Consider the following 19403-nt stretch of genomic DNA (forward strand, 5'->3'; position numbering starts at 1 on the left):
ACAAGGTATGGCGACGGCGGCCCCTAAGCCGCCGTCCCACCATGAGCGACGGCCACATCTCCCGAAGGTGAGGGCTTGCTGTCGTCGAGTATCAGTGAAATCTGATGCCGACCCTTCGAGCGCAATCAGCCGACACGGAACACGGGGCAGCCAGATGCATCGATCTTATGCGAGGCTATAGATCTACGTAGCTGATAGCGGAGGTACGGCATGGCGGCTCTGGAGCGGACCCTCGTTCTTCTCAAGCCCGATGCGGTCGCGCGCGGTCTGGCCGGCCGGATCTTGCAGCGGTTCGAGGACGCGGGCCTGAAGGTCGTCGGCACCAAGATGGTGCAGATCGACGCGGATCTCGCCAAGAAGCACTACTTCGACCTGGAGGAGCGCTTCGGCAAGTCCGTCTTCGATGTGACCGCGAACTTCATGCAGACCGGCCCGGTCATCGCGCTCGTCCTCGAAGGCGTCGAGGTCGTCGCCACCGTCCGCCGCATGGTCGGCGCCACGTTCCCGAACCAGGCCCCGCCCGGCACGATCCGCGGCGACTTCGCGCACACGTCAAAGGCGTACACCGAGGCCAAGGGCATCGTGGCTGCAAATCTCATCCACGCCTCCGGCAACGTCGAGGAGGCCAAGTACGAGGTCGAGCTGTGGTTCTCCGAGACGGAGCTGTTCGACTACCAGACCGTCGCCGAGCGCTACCTCTTCTGATGCTCCCCGAGGAGCCGCCGCCGATCAGTGCGCTCCGCAAGCGGTACGAGGAGGAGCGCTTCTACCAGGACGACCGCGCCGCCGCGGAATACGCGTTCGCGCTCGCCGTCCGGCTCCGTGCAGAAGGGCAAATTCCAGAGGCTCGCGGGTACGCGTGGGAGTGCCTCAAGCTGATCGAGGCACTCCCACCGCGTTCGCTGAACGAAGCCGTCTCCGACCGGCAGGTCATCGCCGGCGTGCCGATGCCGGACTTCTTCCACGCCGGCGTGGTCCGCTCCCGGCTCGCCGACCTGCTCGGCACCGACTAACGCAGGACCGCGTCGAGGTGCTCCTGCACCGGCCCGAAGAACGGATACGGCACATACTCGGCCAGGGTGGCGCGGTCACACCACGCCACCTCCGCCAGCTCCTCTTCGTCCGCGACTCGCGCCGTGCCACTGACCAGGTCGCACGCGACGTAGACCATGGTCCGCCCGGTGTTCGGATGCACGCGCTCGCCGAGCGTCTTCACCGCGCGGACAGTCACGTCCGTCTCCTCGTTCGCCTCGCGAACGGCGGCATCCTCGCTGGTCTCGCCCGGCTCGACCTCGCCGGCCGGGAACTGCCAGGAGAGCGCCCCCTCCTTGACGTTGCGACGGACCATCAGGACCCGCCCGTCCTCGACGATGATGGCGGCGGCGATTGCTGGCTTCTCAGGCTGACTCATGACTCCGCTTCCAGGTTTTCCAGGACTTGCCGAACAGGGGGAAAGACCCGGTCAGCGGGCACGAAGTCACCGATGCGCTGCCGCGGTATCCACACCGCGTCCACGTTCTCGGCCCGATCGAGGTTGTCGACCTCACCCGTGAGATAGGTGCACAGGAAGTACTCGGCGAACACACCCGTAATCGGATGCACCCGGCTTCCCAGCGCCCGCGTAACCGTGCAGTGAATTCCGGTCTCCGCCAACGTCTCCCGCACCGCGACCGTGCGAGGCTTCGCACCCGGCTTGACGATCCCGGCGGGGAACTGCCAGGTAATCCCGTCCGGGTCGTCCTCGCGCCGGCAGACGAGGAGCACGCGCGCACCGTTGACCACGACAGCTATCGCGACTGTGAGCGGTGCTGCGCTTCCGGCCGCCTCAACATCGGCGCGGTCCTCGGCGTTGAGCTGCCGCGCGAACCGGATCTTCACGGAGTCGTCAGATCGCTCGTAAGCGGTGTCGAGCGCTCGCTGTAGCTCCGGCCGGATGCGGACCTCGGGCCGCTCATGCCATGCCGCGATCGTCCGCTTCGCAACGCCGATCAGCGCCGCCATCTCATCTTGCGACATCCGAAGAGCCGCTTGCAGCGCGCATGCGTGGCGCCCGGTCCACTCATCTATGACGGTATGCCGCGCTGATTGGCTCATGGGAACCTTCTGAGATCGCTAGCAGCGCGACTTGTCGACATCGGCTTAGTCGACGACCGTGAGTTTCGTGCCGACCGGATACGTCTCAACCTGACCAGTTGCGCGGGTTACGGTGATGGCAGCGCTCGATGTGATGCTGTCGCCTGACTTCAGGCTTACCGACGGAGGCGTCTCGACGACGAACGTGCCGTGGCCGTGACGGACCTCAATAAGGCCCTCCTGGCGCAAGATCGACAGCGCGCGGCGGATCGTTTCCCGTGCCAACCCGAATTCGTGCTGCAGGTCCTTCTCGGAGGGGATGCGCTGACCTGGAGGCAGCACTCCGCTGTGCATGCGCTCGCGGAGTGCGGCAGCAAGCTGCCGATACGCGGCACCCTCTCGATCGGGCGTGATCACAGACTCACATTAGGTGCATCTATGGGAAGCCCATGAGGTATATTTGTCTAGACGTATATGCTCCTGCAGGAGAACGATGAGAATAGTCTTATCAATTCATACACCAGTTGTATTCTCATGATCTTCAAATCAAAAGATCTTGAATGTCTCTCGCAATGCCGCCTTGATACTCGGCGCAGGTTCGATATGCTGAGTGGCTCTCATGGGGAGAGTGTGGCCAAGGGCTGAGCCCGCCGCTGAGACTCATTTGGAGTGAAGATGGTCGACCCGGCCGTCGAGTTGGACGCAACTAAGGCTGCCTTGGAGTTGGATGCAACCAAGGCAGCCCTGGAGGCACTGCAGGCTCTAGATCAAGAACAGGTCGCGAGAGCGCTCCGCTGGTTGTCTGAAATCCTGAAGGTGTCCCCGCCTCCTCTGATTTCTATGCCACCTTCGGATCCTACGTCTGCAGTTCCTTATGCGCCCATGCTTTCGCCTGGTGTGGTGCCACCGATGATGTCGGCAGTTCCGTACAACGTCACTGGCGCACCGTATCCGTCGTATCCTCAGGGCGGGATTGGCGATCTCTCATCACCCAAAGCTTTCCTTGCCTCGAAGCGTCCGAAAAGTCTTAGCGAGAAGATCGCCTGTCTGGCATATTACCTTACCCATTGTCGAAATGTGCATCATTTCAAAACTGCTGACATCATTTCACTCAATACGGAAGCCGCTCAGCCAAAAATGCAGAATCCTAGTCGCGATGTGGCTAAAGCGGAAACTAGGAATGGATATCTGGTCTCGGCGGGTGCGGGAAACAGGCAGATCTCCACGTTGGGGGAGGCCATTGTTGCGGCCCTTCCCGATCGTGATGCGGTTGAGGCTGCGGCGAAAGACCATAATCCAGTTCGTAGGCGCAAGCCGGTAGCGAAAAGGTCGACAACCTCTCACGGTGGATCGAGTGGCGCTGCTGCAAAGTCGGCCGTCGGAAGCGAAGCGGCGAAGTCCTCTGCGAGCGGACTCGCTAAGCCGTGATCGAGGAAATGCGGCAAGCTCTCGCCCTGCGCCGAGACCCCAAGTTGGTCGATGAGCTTTTGTTGGCATACCAGGAGGCGAAGTCTGAATTCTATCGAGGCGGACTTCGCCTGCAGGCCGTCGAGGGCGGACGATTCTGCGAGGCAGCCTTTCGCCTTCTACAGGAAGAGGCCACTGGCAGCTTTGTGCCACTGGGTGGCTCCCTGAAAACCGACGAGCTGATTAAATTGCTGGCATCGTTGCCAAAGAATGGCGGTCCACCTGCCTCGATTCGTTTGCATATTCCGCGATCCCTGCGGGTGGTTTACGATATTCGCAACAATCGCGATACTGCGCATTTGGCGGATGGAATTGATCCTAACTTACAGGATGCCACGCTGGTTGTTGGAGTTCTGGACTGGGTATTGGCTGAATTCATTCGCTTGTGGCATATGCCTACGATATCAGCGGATGAAGCGCAGCGTATCGTTCGGGACCTTGTCACTCGGCGTGCGCCAGTTGTCGAGGACTTTCATGGATTTTTGAAGGTACTCGATCCGACCCTGAGTCACGGTCAGCACATGCTGGTGCTGCTTTATCACTGCGGAAGTATGGGAGCGACGCGAGACCAGTTGCGGGAGTGGAGCACGCCTGCAATGCGTAAGAATATGAGTCGGATATATTTCCGGCTTGAACGTGAGTTGAACTACATCCATCGCGGCCCCGATTGTGTGTGGATCACCCAGCGAGGGATCGAGTACGTGGATGAGTCCGGCATCATGCTCAGGTAGCGTCCCTGTCTTCGTCTCAGTTGTCGTCTCATTCGGGTCTGTTCGCCAACGAACTTTACTGTCCACCACATCGCCAATGAGCAGCTCAGGGACCTTCTGGGTCGCCGCTGTCCAGTGGTGGGCAGACCTCGAAAGCGTGTGAGGGTTTACGCCCTCCGCGGGTTCAAATCCCGCCGCCACCGCCATCCAGCAGGGCAAACGCCCGGCAGCTGCGACAGCAGCTGCCGGGCGTTTTCTCGTTCGACGCGTCCGCTGTCCGCCGCACGATAGTGCGGGCGCGCCGGGCCCTCGCGCGTCGCGGTCAGTCGAGTACGCGGTCGAGGTGTTCCTGGACCGGGCCGAAGAGGGGGTACGGCACCCGGTCGGCGAGGGCGGCGCGGTCGCACCACGCGGTTTCCGCCACCTCGTCCGGGTCGGCGGGGTGGGCGGAGCCGCCGATCAGGTCGCACAGCACGTAGTGCATCGACCGGCCGGTGGTGGGGTGGACGCGCCGGCCGAGCGGGCGCACCGGCCGGACGAGCACGCCGGTCTCCTCTCGCGCTTCCCGGGCCGCGGCCTGGGTGGCGACCTCGCCGGGCTCGATCTCGCCGGCCGGGAACTGCCAGGAGAGCGGGCCTTCGGGAACGCTGCGCCGGATCAGGAGTACGTGTCCGGCGTCGACGACGACGGCAGCGGCGACGGCCGGACGATCGAGCCGCGGCCGGGGACCGACCGTGAGCCGGGTTCCGGCCGGGTACGTCTCCACCCGGCCGGAGGCGCGGGTGACGGTGATGGCGGCGGTGGCGGTCAGGCTGTCGCCGGGCGTGAGTTCCGCGGTCGGTGGCGCGTCGACGACGAAGGTGCCGTGCCCGTGGCGGACCTCGATGAGGCCCTCCTGCCGCAGGATCGCGAGCGCGCGCCGCACGGTTTCCCGGGCCAGACCGAACTCGTCGTGCAGATCCTTCTCGGACGGTACGCGGCGGCCGGGCGGCAGGCTTCCGCAGGCGATGCGATCGCGCAGGATGCCGGCGAGCCGCTGGTAGGCGGCGCCTCGACGATCCGGGGTGATCATTCGGACACGCTAGGCGCGGCGGGCTAGGCGTCAAGAGGTGTATTCGTCTAGACGTGCGCCGCGCGGGGCGTGGCCGTCGCGGAACACACGGCCACGCCACCGCGCCGGGCCTATCCCTGGTGGCAGACCGCTTCGAGGTTGATGCCGTGCGGGTCGAGCACGAACGCGCCGTAGTAGTCGTCGTGGTATTCGGGGTGGACGGCGGGCGCCAGGAGTGAGGTGGCGCCGGCCTCGAGCGCGGCGCGGTGGAACGTGTCCACGTCGTCGCGGGTGTCGACGGTGAAGGCGAGGTGCATGTTGGTGCCGACCGTGCCGCCGTCGATGAGCCAGAAGTACGGCTTGACCTGGGCGAGGCCGAAACCGGTCATGGCCGTCGGCTGGTTCGGCCGGGCGTTCGGCGGGAACTCCAGCATCTTCGTGATCCCGATCGCGGCCAGCACGGGTTCGTAGAAGGCGACGGCGGCGGCGAGGTCGGGCACGGCGACGTTGAGGTGGTCGATCCGGGATCCGGCGCGGTTGGGCTTCATGACCTCAGCCTGCCCGGGGTAGCGGACAGCTGGTGTCCGCTACGCGGAGCGGGACGCGAGGGTGGCGTCGGCCAGGGTGGACCAGCCCGGGCCGAGTTCCTCGGTGTCGGTACCGGCGCGGATCTTGAGGGTGGTGTCGTCGTACAGCGTGATGTCGTAGGTCTTCGGAACGCGGCGGGTGAGGCGGGCCGTGGCGAAGTCGGCGTAGGCGACGAAACGGTGGCCGGGCTCGGCGGCGAGCCGGTCCGGCGGGATCGAGGTCAGCATCGCGTGCATGCGGGGCCGCACCTCGCGCTGCCGCAGCCGCGGGACGCCCGGCACCACTATCAGCCCCGTGTTGAGCAGCACCAGGTCGGAGCGTTCGCCGTTGACGATCACGTTCATCAGGCCGGCGACCGCGCCCGCGCCGGCCGCGCCGGACCGTGGGGTCAGCGGCGGCGTGGAGCCGGCGTCGATGCCGAGTTCGGCCAGGTGCTTGCGGGCCTCGTCCACGGTGGACCGGCTCAGCGCCAGCGTGGCGATCTCGCCGAGCCGCAGCGGGCTGCCGTCCCGGCCGAGCAGGCGGGGCGGCGCGGACCAGCTGTGCCGCCAGCCGGCCGCACCGGCGTGGATCGCGGCGAGCAGCAGCAGCGACTCGACCTGGGCCCGGGTGAACCGGCCGGTGGCGGCGACGTCCAGCGTCTCGGACAGGCCCGCGTCGTCCCGGCCGAGCGTGCGGGCGGCCTCCCGGAGCACCTGGTCGGCCTCGCGGCGCAGCGTGGCGGTGCCGGCGGCCGCGATGAACTCGGGCCAGGCCAGCGGGCGCCGTCCCGCCGCGATCGTGGCGTCCTGCAGCGCACGCGCCGCACCGGCCGGGTCGGTGAGCAGCGCGGTCGCGGGCAGCGGAGCCTCCCCCACTTCCGGCCGGACAGCGGAGTCGGGCGCGGAGCCGGCATCGAATGCGGAGCCGGCATCGAGGGCGGGGCCGGCATCGAGGGCGGGGCCGGCATCGAGGGCGGGGCCGGCGGCGAGGGCGGGGCCGGCGGCGAGCGCGGCGACCCGCTCCGCGACCGGTGGGTGCGTGTCCCAGCGGTCCGCGGCCGGGGCCTGGCTGCGCAGGTCGTCGAGCTCGTCCGCGCGCGCGTGGACGAAGTCGGCGAAGCCGCCGAACAGGTCGTCGGGCACGTAGCCGTGTTCCCATCCGGGCCGCACGTACCGCCGGAAGAAGAACGACCAGGCGGCCTCCAGCACCGGCCGGTCGTGCAGCGCGGCCACGGCGGCACCGGGCCCGGCGACCGTGGCCGCGAGCCGGTCGGCCGCGGCCTCCTGGGCACGCGTGGCGCCGGCGTCCAACGCCAGGTAGAGGTGCGCGTACCAGCGGAGGGTGAGCGGCATGCGGGGCAGCGCGGCGGTGACCGCGAGCCGCCCGCGGTAGGCGGCGCCGCCCGGCGGGGAGAAGTGGCCCAGCTCGTGCGCGAGCATCGCCCGCGCCCGGTCCACGGTCATGATCTGCAGCAGCGGCAGGCCGACGTAGAGCGTGCGTACGCCGCCGCGCAGGCCGAGCAGCCGGACGTCCTCGGTGACGCGGACGGTCGCGTCCGGCAGCAGCCGGATCCGGTCCGGCGCCCGCGTGCCGGCCCGGTCCGCGATCTCCCGCACCACGGCCCACAGCGCGGGTGCCCGCTCCGGCGCGACCGGGATGCCGTGCGGCCGGGAGCGCCGGGACGCGAGGCCGCGGCCGAGCGCGAGCCCGGCGACGCCGACGCCCAGGGTGATCAGGGGCAACGCGAGCTTGACCGCGTCGTGGCCGGCGACCAGCACGCTCGCCCCGAAGAGCAGGACCGCGACGAGCGCGAGCTGAACCAGCGCGACCAGGTAGAACCCGGCGAGCAGCACCACCGAGACGGCGGCCCGTAGCGTGGCGGTCATCGTCGATCCTCCCCGTACGCCGGGCGTACGTGAGCCGGACAGTACCCATGTCGCGCGGAGGGCGACAACCCCGCGTTAGGTTGACGACATGGCATCCCGTGATCCGGTCGCCGATCTGCGGCGCATCGCGTTCCTGCTGGAGGCGGCGCACGAGGCGACGTTCCGGGTGAAGGCGTTCCGGTCGGCCGCGAACGCGCTGGGCGCGCTCGACCCCGCGGAGGTCGAGGAGCGTGCGGCCGACGGCACGCTGAGTGACCTGAAGGGCGTCGGCGACGTGACCGCGCGCTGCGTGGCGGAGTCGCTGGCCGGTGAGGAGCCGGTCTACCTGCGCCGGCTGCTCGCCACCGAGCAGGACGACCTGCCCGTGACCGCGATCCGGTTGCGGGAGGCGTTACGCGGCGACTGTCACAGCCATTCGGACTGGTCGGACGGTGGCTCGCCGATCGAGGAGATGGCGCTCGGCGCGGCCGAGGTCGGCCACGAGTACCTGGTGCTGACCGATCACTCGCCGCGGCTGAAGGTGGCCCGCGGGCTGAGCCCGGCACGGCTGAGGCAGCAGCTCACGCACGTGGCGAAGCTGAACGCGCAGCTGCCCGAGGGGTTCCGGATCCTGACCGGGATCGAGGTGGACATCAACCCGGACGGCAGCCTGGACCAGGAGGACGACCTGCTGGCCCGGCTGGACGTGGTGGTCGGCTCGGTGCACAGCGACCTGCGGGCGGACGAGGCCGCGATGACCCGGCGGATGCTGAGGGCGGTCGCCAACCCGCACCTGGACATCCTCGGTCACTGCACCGGCCGGCGGCTGCCCACGAAGAACAACGACCGGGCGCACGCGCGGACCAGCAGCCGCCCGCCGAGCGACTTCGACGCGAAGCGGGTGTTCGCCGCGGCCGCGGAGCACGGCAAGGCCGTCGAGATCAACTGTCGGCCGGACCGGTTGGACCCGCCGAAGCGCTTGCTGCGGCTCGCGGTCGAGGCCGGCTGCCTCTTCGCGATCGACACGGACGCGCACGCGCCCGGTCAGCTGGACTGGCAGCGGTACGGCTGTGAGCGCGCCGCGCTGTGCGGCGTGCCCGCGGACCGGGTGGTGAACACCTGGTCCGCGGACCGGCTCATCGAGTGGACGCACGCACGCTGAGCGTGCTGATCGCCACGCCGGCCAGCACGATGAGCGCGCCGGCCGGCTGATGCCAGGAGATGTGCTCGTCCAGCACCAGCACGCCGAGCAGCACCGCGAAGACCGGGATCAGGTATGTCACGGACGCGGCCGTGCTCGCGCCCATCAGCCGGATGTTGCGCATGTTGACCAGGAACGCCAGCCCGGTGCCGAACACGCCGAGCGCCAGCACGCTGCCGATCACCTCCGGCGACAGGCCGAGTGGCGACGGCGGCGCGCCGGCCAGCAGTGGCGCCGCCACCAGCAGCTGCACGGTGGCCATCAGCAGCTGACCGGCGGCCAGCGAGGCGGAGGAGTCGGGCCGGTGCCCGAGGAACCGCTTCTGGTACGGGATCGCGAAGCCGTAGCAGGCCGCCGCGCCCAGGCACATGAGCTGCCCGGACAGCTGCGCACCGCCGACACCGTCCCAGACGCCGAGGACCACGAGCACGCCGAGGAACCCGACGCTGACGCCCGCGACGCGGCGCGCGGTGAGCGTCTCGGTGCGCAGCACCAGCGCCGCGATCGGCAGCGTGAGCAGCGGAGTGGTCGCGTTCCAGATGCCGGCCAGGCCGGACGAGACGCGCTGCTCACCGTACCCGAACAGGGTGAACGGGATCGTCACGCCGAACACGCCGATCACGAACAGGTGCACCCAGGCGGCCGGGTCGCGGGGCAGCCGGTCGCGGGTGAGCAGCAGCACCAGGCCCAGCGTCAGCGCGCCGGCCACCACCCGGAAGAGCGTCACGTAGACCGGGTGCAGCTCGCGCACGCCGATGCCGATGAACAGGAAGCTCGCACCCCAGACGGCGGCGAGCGCGAGATATCCGGGCAGCCAGGAACGGGTCGTCACGTCCGGACACTCTGCCTCAGGGGTGTGACAACATCACCCGGTGGGACACATCGACGACCTCGCGGAACGGTACGTCGAGGAGTGGGCACCGCTGAACCCGATCGGCGCCACGCACCTCGGTATCGACGGCTACGACGACCAATTCGACGACCTCACGCCGGACGGCTACGCCGCACAGGCCGACCTGGACCGCCGTACCGTGGCCGCCCTGCACGCCACCCCGGCCGGTTCGCCGGACGAGGAGGTCGGCCGGGAGGCCATGATCGAACGGCTGGAGCTGAACCTCGCGCGGTACGACGCCGGCGAGACCACCAGCCAGCTCAACGTGATCACCAGCGCGCTGCACGACGTGCGCGGCGCGTTCGACCTGATGCCGCACGACGGCGAGCAGGCGGTGGCGAACATCGCAGCCCGGCTCAACCGGATCCCGCACGCGCTCGACCAGATCAGGACGACGCTGCTGCACGAGGTCTCGCGGGGGCACGTGAGCCCGCGCGAGCAGATCGTCGAGGTCGCGAAGCAGTGCGACATCTGGACCGACCCGGCCCAGGACGACGTCTACCACGCGCTGGTCCGGTCGCTCGGGACGACGACCGCGGGCCTGACCGGTGACCTGGAGCGGGGCGCGGCCGCGGCGACCCGCGCGACCGCCGAGTTCGGCGAGTTCCTGCGCCGGGAGCTGGCACCGCACGGCCGGGAGAAGCAGGCCGCCGGGCTGGAGCGCTACTCGCTGGCCTCCCGGTACTTCGTCGGCGCGGACCTGGACCTGCTGGAGACGTACGCCTGGGGCTTCGACGAGCTGGCCCGGCTCGAGGACGAGATGCGCCTGGTCGCGAGCCGGATCGTCGGCCCGGGCGCGAGCATCGACGAGGCGGTCGCGGCGCTGGACGCGGACCCGGCGCGCACGATCCACGGCAAGGAGGCGTTCCGCGACTGGATGCAGGCGCTCGCGGACAAGGCCGTGGCGGAGCTGAACGGCACCCACTTCGACATCCCGGACCAGGTGCTGCGTCTGGAGTGCTGCATCGCGCCGACCAGCGACGGCGGCATCTACTACACCGGGCCGAGCGAGGACTTCAGCCGGCCGGGCCGGATGTGGTGGGCGGTGCCCGGCACCATCTCGGACTTCTCCACCTGGCGCGAGGTCACCACGGTCTACCACGAGGGCGTGCCCGGCCATCACCTCCAGGTCGGGCAGACCACGGTCCGCGCGGACCTGCTCAACCGCTGGCGCCGCCTGATGGGCTGGACCTCCGGGTACGGCGAGGGCTGGGCGCTCTACGCGGAGCGGCTGATGGACGAGCTCGGCTACCTCGACGACCCGGGTGACAAGCTCGGCATGCTGGACGGCCAGGCGCTCCGGGCCGCCCGGGTGATCGTCGACATCGGCATGCACCTGGAGCTGGAGATCCCGGCGGACAACCCGTTCGGGTTCGCGCCCGGGGAGCGGTGGACGCCGGAGCACGGCTGGGCGTTCCTGCGCGCGCACTGCCGGATGCCGGACGAGATCCTGCGCTTCGAGCTGAACCGGTACCTGGGCTGGCCGGGGCAGGCGCCGTCGTACAAGGTCGGCGAGCGGTTCTGGTTGCAGGCGCGGGAGGACGCCCGGGCCCGCAAGGGCACGGACTTCGACCTCCGCGCGTTCCACCAGGCCGGCCTGAACCTGGGCTCGATCGGCCTGGACCCGTTCCGCCGCGCGATGGCCCGCTACTGACCCACCGCCGCTCCCGGCCTCGTCACACCACGTCGACGAGGTCGGGACCGGTCAGCGTCCGGCAGGTGGCCAGCAGCAGTTCCATGGACGGGTCCTGGAACGCGATGTAGGGCAACGCGATCGGGATACCGTCCGGCGGGATCGGCGACTCCGGCGTCAGCGTGATCGTGATGCCGAGCAGCGTGCCGGTGAACCTCGTGGCGTAGAACCGGACGTCCCCCGCCACGCCCAGCGTCGAGCTGGTGATCGGGGAGAGTTCCCGGTGGCGCGGCGTCTCCAGCCGGAAGTCGTGCGTGTCCGCCCGGGTCATCGAGAACTGCAGCGCCTTGATCGTGCTGCCGTCCACGCGGGGCATGTCCACGATGCCGTCCATGCCGAGGTTCCACATCTCGACCTTGGTGCCGGTCAGCAGCGACGGCCGCGTCGCCACCGGCGGCACTCCCGGCGGCACCCCGAGCTGTTTCACCCGCTCCTCGGGATCCTCCGCGGGCTTCCCACCACCGGGCTGGCCCGGGTCACCGGGCTGGCCCGGGTCACCGGGCTGGCCCGGGTCACCGGGCTGGCCCGGATCACCGGGCGAGGCGGGCGGGCCCGGCGGACCGGGCGGGTTGGTCGTCCCGCAGTCCTCCCCGGCGTCCCCGGACGGCGACCGGGACGGTGACGGCGCGGACGGCGGGCGGGCCTTGCCGCCGAGGCCGAGCAGGTCACCGATCCCGTCCGTGACGTCGCCGATCCACTCCTCGATCGGTCCCGGTGAGCGGCTGGCCGACGGCGCCGGCGACGCGCTCGGCCGCGGCGGGCACGGTGCCGCGTGTGCCGCCTCCGCGCCCGGCAGCAGCCCCGCGGCCACGGCCGAGACCACGATCAGGATCCAGACCGACATCCCGGGGGTACGCCGGTCAGGCGGATCGTCCGGCATCGCCGCCGGACGGAGCACCGCGCTCCGGTCGTACCCCGGCGACGGATTCTGGTCTTGTCCTGGCTCCGGGTCCTGATCCGCGACCGGCTCCGGCGGCCCCCAGCCGAACGCCAGGGCCGACCCGACCGCGCCCAGCACCAGCCCCACGAAGAAGCCGCCGAGGTTGATCGCCATCAGCGAGAACACCGAGGTGAGCGCGCCGACGACCGCGTAGAACACGCGCTGCGCGGGCGTGCACCAGACCAGCACCCCGCAGGTGACCAGCACCGCCGGGATCAGCCAGCTCAGGTACCCGCTCGGTCCCACGTGGACGGACAACCCGTTGACGCCGCCGCCCTGGGTGGTGCCGAACATCTCCAGGCCGGCCAGGATCAGCAGCAGGCCGCCCCAGAACGGCCGGTTCCCACGCCAGCGGCCGAAGGCGCGCCAGCCTCGGGCGATCGCCCCGCCGACGTCTCGCATGCTCCGCTCCCCGCCTGCCGGCCCACCGGCCCGCCCGGAACGCGCGGGCCGGCGGGCGCCGATCAGAAGCACTCCTTGGCGTCGTCACCGACGTTGACCTTGAGTTGCAGGCCGGTCAGCGCGAACGTGCCGGCCGTCGTGGTCCACGCGACCTGCCGAAGGTTGTTGATCGTGACGTGGTCCGCCTGCTGGCCGAAGAGACCGGGCTGCCCCTTCGCGCCCTCACCGCCCTTGGTCAGCGTGGACGCGTCCCGGCCGATCTCGATGTTCGTGAACGTCGCGTCACCGGAGAGTTCGTCCACGTCCAGCACCAGGTTGCTGGCCGTGGCCGGCCGGTCGCCGCCGCCCGCGTTGATCGTCAGGATCACGCGCCCGACCAGCGGGTTCGAGGCGTTGACGGACTGGCACAGGTCGTAGAGCTCGGCCTCGCGGATCGCGGAGACCGCGGTCGGGTGCCGCTCGCCGCCCTCCTCGGTCGCGATGCCGCCGTACTGGGCGAAGCCGTCGCCCTCCAGCCGGTCCGCGGCGACCTTGAACGTGCTGCCGGAGACCGAGAACGACGCCGCGATCGCGCCGTTCGACATGCCGAAGATCATGAATCCGGTGGCGATCACCGTGGGTACGGCCAGGACGGCCGCGCGACGCCAGCGCACGCGTCCCTTCGCCGGTTTCTCCTGCACGGGTTCCTCCTCACGACGGGAGTCCGCACCGTCGATGCCCGAGCGGTGCGTGGTGAGGCGTTTCGGCCGCCCGCGGGCCCTTACCGGCCGGTAACGAAGCGCGGAGCCAATGATTGTGCGAAGAGACACGGCTCACAACCCTCGGTTTACCCACGGGTAACCGTCGCGCGGCATTGACGATCACCGTTGCTTACGCCGCGTGTAGAGGTTTCCGGCCGGTTAACCGGGCAAAGTGGGGCAACCGCTCACCATTGGTGATCGATCTTCCGCCTGAATCACGATTTGATAACGGCCAGCCGAGAGGTCCCTGTGGATCTCTACCGTGCCTCGACCGGCTGTTCCTCGCCCTCCGCGGGCGCGCCCTCCGGCAGCCGGCGCAGGCTCACACCGGTGATCGCGTGGTGCTCCACCGACGTCACGGCCGCCTCCCAGCCGTCGATCGTGACCGTCTCACCGGCCACCGTCGGAATGTGCCCGAGCAGCGTCAGCATCATCCCGGCGATGGTCGTGTAGTCACCGGGCGGCCGCTCGTCCAGCTCCACCCCGATGTCCGGCAGGTCGTGCACCGGGAACGTGCCGGGCAGCGCCATCGTGCCGTCCGGGTCCGTGCGCACCGCCTGCACGTCCCGGTCCGTCTCGTCGTAGATCTCGCCGACGATCTCCTCCAGCACGTCCTCCAGCGTGACGATCCCGTCGATCGCGCCACGCTCGTCCACCACCAGCGCTATGTGCTGCCGCTCCGCCTTGAACTGGCGCAGCGCGTCGGAGACCGGCAGCGAGTCGGGCAGCAGCATCGGCGGGCGCGCGCACTCGTCGACCGGCCGGTCGTCCGGCACGCCGATCAGCTCGCGCAGGTGCACCACGCCGACCACGTCGTCGAGCATGCTGTGCCGGACCACCGGCGCCCGCGAGTGCCCGGACGCGGCCAGCACCAGGCGCGCGGCCTCCGCGGTCGTGCCCGAGTCCAGCGTGAACACGCGCAGTCGCGGCACCAGAACCGCGCGCAGCTGCCGCTCGGCGATCTCCACCGCACCGTTGATGATCGTCTGCTGCTCGACCGTGAAGCCCCGGTGACCGGAGACGATGTCGCGCAGCTCGTCCGGGCTGATCTCCTCGCGCTCCTCGGCCGGGTCGATGCCGAACGCGCGCACCACCACGTCCGCGGTCGCGCCGAGCGCCCACACGGCCGGGCGGGAGATCGTGGCCAGCAGGTCCAGCGGCCGGGCCACCGCGAGCGCCCAGCCCTCGGCGCGCTGCATCGCGATCCGCTTCGGGGCCAGCTCGCCGAAGACCAGCGTGACGAACGTCAGCGCCAGCGTGACCAGCACGATCGACATCGGCTCGGCCGCGTCACCGAGCGCGCTCAGCACCGGCACCAGCGGCTTGGCCAACGACACGGCGGCGGACGCGGACGCCAGGAAGCCGGCCAGCGTGATACCGATCTGGATGGTGGCGAGGAACCGGTTCGGGTCCTTCGCCAGCCGGGCCAGCACCCGGCCGCCCGCGCCACCCTCCCGCTCCAGCCGGTGGATCTGGCTCTCCCGTAGCGAGACCAGTGCCATCTCGCTGCCCGCGAATGCCGCGTTGAGCACGACCAGCACGGCCACCAGCGCGAGCTGGGTCCATAGCTCCTGCACCGCAGGCTCCTCACCGTTCAGTTGGTGGACCTTTTCCCACCCGGCGGGGCTACCTAACGCGTCGTCGCGCGCTCCGCGAAAGCCCGCAGGTCCCGGCGCTCGATCGCGGCCGCCATCAGCTCCGGGAACAGGTCCGGTGTGCAGGCGAACGCGGGCACGCCGAGCGCTGCCAGCGCGGCCGCGTTCTCGTGGTCGTAGGCGGGCGCGCCCTCGTCGGAGAGCGCGAGCAGCACGATCACCTGCACGCCCGAGCCGACCATCGCGGCCACCCGGCGCAGCATCTCGTCCCGTACGCCGCCCTCGTACAGGTCGCTGATCAGCACGAAGATGCTGTCCCGCGGCCGGGTGATCAACGTCTGGCCGTACCCGATCGCGCGGTTGATGTCCGTGCCGCCGCCCAGCTGCGTGCCGAACAGCACCTCCACCGGGTCGCTGAGCTGGTCGGTCAGGTCCACGACGGCGGTGTCGAAGACCACCAGCGACGTGCGCAGCGACCGCATCGACGCGAGCACGGCCGAGAACACGCCGGAGTAGACCACGGACGCGGCCATCGAACCGGACTGGTCCACGCACAGCACCACGTCCCGCTGCACCGCGCTGGTCCGCCGGCCGAACCCGATCAGCCGCTCCGGCACGACGGTCCGGTACTCCGGCTGGTAGTGCTTCAGATTCGCCCGGATCGTCCGGTCCCAGTCGATGTCCGCGTGCCGGGGACGGTTGACCCGGGTGGCCCGGTTCAGCGCGCCGGTCACCGCCGCCCGCGTCTTCTGCGCGACCCGGCGTTCCAGCTCGTCCACCACCTGGCGGACCACCTGCCGGGCCAGCTCCTTCGTCCGGTCCGGCATCACCCGGTTGAGCGAGAGCAGCGTGCCGACCAGGTGCACGTCCGGCTCGACCGCGGCCAACATCTCCGGTTCCAGCAGCAGCGAGGTCAGGTTCAGCCGGTCGATCGCGTCCTGCTGCATCACCTGCACAACCGTGCTCGGGAAGTACTCCCGGATGTCGCCCAGCCAGCGCGCGACCCGCGGCGCGGACGCGCCCAGCCCGGCCGACCGGTTCCGCGACTCGCCCTCGCCGGCACCGTCGTAGAGCGCGCCGAGCGCCGCGTCCATCGCCGCCTCGGCGCCGCCGAGCTGCTGAAAACTCTCGCCGGCGGCGGCGCCCAGCACCATCCGCCAGCGCCGCAGCCGCTCCACCTCCTCGCTCACGCCGCCTCCCGGCGATGCACGCCCCGATAAGATCCAAACCTTCCGCCGGTACGTGGCCGCCCGTGATCGCCGGGAAGGACACCCGCACCGAGCCCGTCACGACGCTCGTCCACCGCTCCGACCGCCTCCGGCGCGCACCCACCCGTCGCCGTCGCGGCACCGCGCCGCACGCCGTCCGCCTTCCCACCACCCGCGTTCCCACCGCCTGCGTTCCCACCGCCCGCGTTCCCACCGCCTGCCGTCACGCCGCTGCCCGCGTTCGCGGTGCCCGGCATTACGCCACCGCCCGCGGTGCCCGGCGTTACGCCGCCGCCCGCGCCCGCGGTGCCCGGCATTACGCCGGCGTCCGGCGTCGCGGTGTCTGCCGGCCCGGTGCCGGCAGGGCGGTCGCCGGCCGGGCGGTCGCCGGCCGGGCGGTCGCCGGCCGGGCGGTCGCCGGCCGGGCGGTCGCCGGCCGGGTGCGGTGTGCTGTCCGGTGTGGACGGCCGGGCCGCCGGGCGGTGCACCCGGGTGACGCCGGTGGCGGGCAGGGTGCCGCCGAGAAGGCGGCGGATCCGCCGGAGTTTGTGCCCCCGCTGTGTCATGTCGTGCTCCCCACGCTCTCGATCTCTCGTCTGCCGATCTCGCGGCCCAGCAGCGCGCCCAGCGTGGGCAGCACCGACCCGGCCACGTCGTGATCCACCCGGGTGTCGTCGCCGCCGCCGTGGTCCGCCGCGCCCGCGACCCGCTCGCCGATCGCCCGTCGCTCCGGCGCCGCGAACGTGCCGAACGTGCGCCGCAGCAGCGGCAGCGCCTCGGTGAACGCGTCCGGGCCGAGCGCGGCCAGCCACTCGTCGACCAGCGCCAGCAGCGCCGCGTCGTGCACCAGCAGCAGCCCGCCGCCGGCCAGGAATCCCTCGATCCAGCGCGCCGCCACGGCCGGTGGCACGCCCGCGGTCAGCACCAGACCCATCCGCCGCCGGGTCTCCGCCCGGTCCAGCCGGTCCGCCTCGTAGAGCACCCGGGTGAACCGGCCGGCCAGCAGGCCGTGCAGGTCGTCGCGGCCGGACAGCGACGCCAGCGTGTCCAGCCAGCGCTCCCGGAGGCCGGCGTCGTCGAGCAGCCCGACCGCCGCGTGCACCGCGTCCGCGTACCCGCGAAGGTGTTGCGCCGCCTCGTCGGAGAGCGACAGCACGGCCGACGGCAGCCCGGCGTAGACGCGGCCGAGCAGCGCGGCGGTGACCGTGCCGAGTGCGCCCAGGTCGGTGCCGCGCACGTCGCCGTACCGCAGCGTGCGGGCCAGCGCCGGGATCGCGGCCATCAGGTGCGTCACGTCCGCGTCCAGCGCGGCCCGGGTGTCCAGCGCGCGCAGCACCGGCGGGTACGCGTCCGGCAGGTCGGCCAGCATCGCGACCTCGACCAGCGCGGTCACCTCGGCCAGCACCTCGCTGCGCCGGGCCCGTTCCACCAGCCGCGCGGTGGCCGCGTCGAGCACGGTCGTGCCGTACCCGCTCGCCTCGACCAGCGCGACCGCGTACTCCGGCTGCCAGCGCAGCTGCCAGGTCTCGCGGAACGTGCCCTTGCCGCCGCCGCGGTCGGCCGGCTCGCCCCACGGCACGCCGAGCAGGCGCAACCGGTGCAGCAGCCGGCTGCGCCCGAGGTCGATCTCCTTGCGCAGGTCCAGTCTGAGCTCGGCCTCGAGCGGCGACGGTTTCAGCCGCAGCGCGCGTTGCCGTTCGGCGAGGTCGCGGGCGAGCGGTACGGCCGGCATGTCGTCCGGCACCTCACCGAGCCGCTCGCTGACCACCAGCCGCCGGCCGATCAGGTCGAGCCGCAGTTCGTCGCCCTCGCAGAGCACCGCGCGGGCCGCCTCGGTCACCTCGTCCAGCCCGGCCAGCGGCCGTCCGCGCAGCACCGCGAGCGCCTCGGCCAGCCGCACCGACTCGATCACGTGCGCGGAGGAGACCGGCACGCCGTCGTCGCGCAGCACACCGGCCGCCTTCACCAGCCACCTCGTGATCACCTCGTCCTCGGTGGTGAACAGGTGGTGGTACCAGCCCGGCGAGCGCACCCCGGCGCCGTAGCCCTGCCAGGACGCCAGCCGCCCGTACGTCCAGGGCACCCAGGTGAACGTGACCTTGGCCTTCTTCCGGCCCTTGAGCAGCGCGGCGTCGGCCCCGGCCGGGACCTTCGCGGTCAGCGCGGGCACGTGCCAGGCCCCGCAGACGACCGCGATGTTCTCGTGGGTACGCCGGGCCGCGCGCAGCACCGTGCGCATGTGCGCCTCACGGACCAGGTCGTCCGGGTCGTCCGGCGACTCGGCCCGGATCGCGGCCATCGCCTCCGCGATCGCCTCGAACGCCGGCATCCCGCGGTGCTCGATCACGTCCTCCCACCAGCGCTCCGGATCGTCATACCCGGCCGCCGCGGCCAGTTCCCCGATCGGATCGACCGGCCGCACCGGCTCACCGTCGCCGTCCGGATCGGGCACCGGCCCCGATCCGGAATCCGGCTCCGGCACGGAACCCGGCGCCGGACCACGCCCGTGTGCCGGGCCAGGAACCGGCCCCGATCCGGCATCCGCGTCCGATCCGGCACCAGGCGCGGAGCCGTCACCAGGCGCGGGATCGGCACCCGGCGCGGGATCGGTGCCCGGTCCCGCGGCCGCTGCCGGGCCGGAGTCGACCGGCGATGCCGGCTCCGTCGTGCGGGCCGGCTCCGTGGCCGCCCGGTAGGCCCAGGGCAGGTCGAAGAACCGGACCGGCACGTCGTGGGCGACCGCCCAGCGGATCGCCTGCCACTCCGGTGAGAAGACCGCGAACGGCCAGTACGCGGCCGTACCCGGCGCGTCGGTGACGTAGCCGAGCAGCGCGACCGGCGGCACGAGCCCGTCGTCCGCCGCCCACCGGACCAGGTCGTCCGCCTCCGGTGGGCCCTCGATCAGTACCAGGTCCGGCCGCTGCTCGTCGAGCGCGCGCAGCAGTGCCCGGGCCGAGCCGGGCCCGTGGTGCCGGACCCCGTAGTGCCGCTCCACC

The 19403-nt window shown here is 70.9% G+C and carries 17 protein-coding genes and 1 pseudogene; 6 read left to right on the forward strand and 12 right to left on the reverse strand.

Annotation, left to right across the window (positions count from 1 at the left end; translation table 11 throughout):
- Positions 1–210: 210 nt before the first annotated feature.
- Positions 211–705 (forward strand): nucleoside-diphosphate kinase, encoded by a 495-nt coding sequence (ndk, locus tag J2S44_RS17695; protein WP_310414953.1) that lies wholly within the window; start codon positions 211–213, stop codon positions 703–705.
- The gene (locus J2S44_RS17700; protein WP_310414955.1) at positions 705–1013 is read left to right on the forward strand and encodes a hypothetical protein; all 309 of its coding nucleotides are present in this window, start codon (positions 705–707) and stop codon (positions 1011–1013) included. The genes ndk and J2S44_RS17700 overlap by 1 nt, the downstream gene beginning before the upstream one ends.
- Here J2S44_RS17700 and J2S44_RS17705 read toward each other — a convergent pair.
- From J2S44_RS17705 to J2S44_RS17715, 3 genes are all read right to left on the reverse strand, one after another.
- On the reverse strand, positions 1010–1411 hold the full coding sequence (locus J2S44_RS17705) for an NUDIX hydrolase (protein ID WP_307241676.1): 402 nt from the start codon (positions 1409–1411) through the stop codon (positions 1010–1012). The two genes, J2S44_RS17700 and J2S44_RS17705, sit on opposite strands and share 4 nt — an antisense overlap.
- Entirely contained in the window at positions 1408–2001 is a 594-nt protein-coding gene (locus tag J2S44_RS17710) for an NUDIX hydrolase (RefSeq protein ID WP_310414958.1), read from the reverse strand. The genes J2S44_RS17705 and J2S44_RS17710 overlap by 4 nt, the downstream gene beginning before the upstream one ends.
- Before the next feature lie 138 nt (positions 2002–2139).
- Positions 2140–2490 (reverse strand): GntR family transcriptional regulator, encoded by a 351-nt coding sequence (locus tag J2S44_RS17715; RefSeq protein WP_310414961.1) that lies wholly within the window; start codon positions 2488–2490, stop codon positions 2140–2142.
- Between the two features lie 252 nt (positions 2491–2742).
- On the opposite strand from J2S44_RS17715, the gene J2S44_RS17720 reads away from it, so the two are divergent.
- Together J2S44_RS17720 and J2S44_RS17725 are read left to right on the forward strand one after the other, a co-directional pair.
- A complete protein-coding gene (locus J2S44_RS17720) occupies positions 2743–3501 on the forward strand; it encodes a hypothetical protein (RefSeq protein ID WP_310414964.1) in 759 nt (252 codons plus the stop codon).
- Positions 3498–4271, forward strand: coding sequence for a hypothetical protein (locus tag J2S44_RS17725; protein WP_310414967.1), 774 nt, complete (start codon positions 3498–3500; stop codon positions 4269–4271). The genes J2S44_RS17720 and J2S44_RS17725 overlap by 4 nt, the downstream gene beginning before the upstream one ends.
- A gap of 301 nt (positions 4272–4572) precedes the next feature.
- Here J2S44_RS17725 and J2S44_RS17730 read toward each other — a convergent pair whose 3' ends face one another.
- The 3 genes from J2S44_RS17730 to J2S44_RS17740 all read right to left on the reverse strand — a co-directional run bounded on the left by J2S44_RS17730 (position 4573) and on the right by J2S44_RS17740 (position 7757).
- Positions 4573–5322: an NUDIX domain-containing protein gene (locus tag J2S44_RS17730; RefSeq protein ID WP_310414972.1), complete on the reverse strand. Its 750-nt coding sequence runs from the start codon at positions 5320–5322 to the stop codon at positions 4573–4575.
- Positions 5323–5432: 110 nt separating this feature from the next.
- Positions 5433–5849 (reverse strand): VOC family protein, encoded by a 417-nt coding sequence (locus J2S44_RS17735; protein WP_310414976.1) that lies wholly within the window; start codon positions 5847–5849, stop codon positions 5433–5435.
- Positions 5850–5888: 39 nt separating this feature from the next.
- A complete protein-coding gene (locus J2S44_RS17740) occupies positions 5889–7757 on the reverse strand; it encodes a M48 family metallopeptidase (protein ID WP_310414979.1) in 1869 nt (622 codons plus the stop codon).
- Between the two features lie 88 nt (positions 7758–7845).
- Between J2S44_RS17740 and J2S44_RS17745 the strand changes: the two genes are divergently transcribed.
- Positions 7846–8898, forward strand: a complete 1053-nt coding sequence (locus J2S44_RS17745) for a PHP domain-containing protein (RefSeq protein WP_310414982.1) — start codon at positions 7846–7848, stop codon at positions 8896–8898.
- On the opposite strand, the pseudogene J2S44_RS17750 reads toward J2S44_RS17745, so the two are convergent.
- A pseudogene (locus J2S44_RS17750) lies at positions 8781–9769 on the reverse strand (DMT family transporter). The gene J2S44_RS17745 and the pseudogene J2S44_RS17750 sit on opposite strands and share 118 nt — an antisense overlap.
- A gap of 40 nt (positions 9770–9809) precedes the next feature.
- Between J2S44_RS17750 and J2S44_RS17755 the strand changes: the two are divergent.
- Positions 9810–11483 carry a DUF885 domain-containing protein gene (locus J2S44_RS17755; protein WP_310414988.1) on the forward strand — a complete coding sequence of 558 codons (1674 nt, stop codon included), beginning with the start codon at positions 9810–9812 and terminating at the stop codon, positions 11481–11483.
- Between the two features lie 22 nt (positions 11484–11505).
- Here the strand turns inward: J2S44_RS17755 and J2S44_RS17760 are convergent, their stop codons facing one another.
- The 5 genes from J2S44_RS17760 to J2S44_RS17780 all read right to left on the reverse strand — a co-directional run bounded on the left by J2S44_RS17760 (position 11506) and on the right by J2S44_RS17780 (position 19402).
- Complete coding sequence (locus J2S44_RS17760) at positions 11506–12864, reverse strand: DUF6114 domain-containing protein (protein ID WP_310414991.1); 1359 nt, start codon at positions 12862–12864, stop codon at positions 11506–11508.
- A 62-nt stretch (positions 12865–12926) separates the two neighbouring features.
- Entirely contained in the window at positions 12927–13580 is a 654-nt protein-coding gene (locus tag J2S44_RS17765; protein WP_374727993.1) for a DUF6230 family protein, read from the reverse strand.
- 281 nt (positions 13581–13861) lie between these two features.
- On the reverse strand, positions 13862–15181 hold the full coding sequence (locus J2S44_RS17770) for a hemolysin family protein (protein WP_310414996.1): 1320 nt from the start codon (positions 15179–15181) through the stop codon (positions 13862–13864).
- Positions 15182–15234: 53 nt separating this feature from the next.
- Positions 15235–16389 carry a VWA domain-containing protein gene (locus J2S44_RS17775; RefSeq protein WP_310414999.1) on the reverse strand — a complete coding sequence of 385 codons (1155 nt, stop codon included), beginning with the start codon at positions 16387–16389 and terminating at the stop codon, positions 15235–15237.
- Positions 16390–16969: 580 nt separating this feature from the next.
- Positions 16970–19402 carry a DUF5682 family protein gene (locus tag J2S44_RS17780; protein ID WP_310415002.1) on the reverse strand — a complete coding sequence of 811 codons (2433 nt, stop codon included), beginning with the start codon at positions 19400–19402 and terminating at the stop codon, positions 16970–16972.
- Position 19403: the final 1 nt, after the last annotated feature.

It is taken from the genome of Catenuloplanes niger (assembly GCF_031458255.1).
Taxonomy (GTDB): domain Bacteria; phylum Actinomycetota; class Actinomycetes; order Mycobacteriales; family Micromonosporaceae; genus Catenuloplanes; species Catenuloplanes niger.